Raw genomic sequence first — 734 nt, 5'->3', positions numbered from 1 at the left:
GCCGGCCGGTACGTCGGCACGTTCCTCGTGGGCTTGAGCTACTCGTGGTGGATGAACAAGCACACGCGCCACCACGGCAACCCGAACACGGTCGGCAAGGACCCGGACATCGCGCCGGACACCATCCGCTTCATCCCCGAGGACGCCGCCACGATCACGAGCGCACCGATGCGCCTCTTCGTGCGGTTCCAGGGGTGGCTGTTCTTCCCGCTCCTCACCCTCGAGGGCATCAACCTGCACTGGCTCGCCGTCCGCTCGGTGGTCACCGGCAACGGCACGAAGGCCGACGTCAAGCACCGCTGGCTCGAGGCCGCCCTGCTCGTCGCCCGCTTCGGCATCTACCTCACCATCGTGTTCTGGTTCCTGCCGTTCGGCATGGCCTGCGCGTTCCTCGGTGTCCAGCTCGCCGTGTTCGGCGTGATGATGGGGGCGTCGTTCGCCCCGAACCACAAGGGCATGCCGACGATCGCGCACGACGCGAAGGTCGACTTCTTCTCGCGCCAGGTCCGCACCTCCCGCAACATCCGCGGCGGCTGGTGGGTGTCGTTCCTCATGGGCGGCCTGAACTACCAGGTCGAGCACCACCTGTTCCCCTCGATGCCGCGTCCGGCGCTCAAGCAGGCCCGCCTGCTCGTCCGCGACCACTGCGACACCCTCGACGTGCCGTACACCGAGACCACGCTCCTGCGCTCGTACGGCATCGTCGTCCGCTACCTCAACCGGGTCGGTCTCGC

Annotated in this window: 1 protein-coding gene; it reads left to right on the top strand. The window is 67.8% G+C overall.

Features of this window, described 5'->3' with window-relative positions:
• Window positions 1–734, top strand: a 734-nt coding sequence (locus FS825_RS18430) for a fatty acid desaturase family protein (RefSeq protein ID WP_144715897.1), incomplete at both ends; no start/stop codon positions are given.

It is taken from the genome of Curtobacterium pusillum (genome assembly GCF_007680845.1).
In the GTDB taxonomy this organism is placed as follows: domain Bacteria; phylum Actinomycetota; class Actinomycetes; order Actinomycetales; family Microbacteriaceae; genus Curtobacterium; species Curtobacterium pusillum_B.
This window is presented reverse-complemented; position numbering and strand designations above follow the sequence as displayed.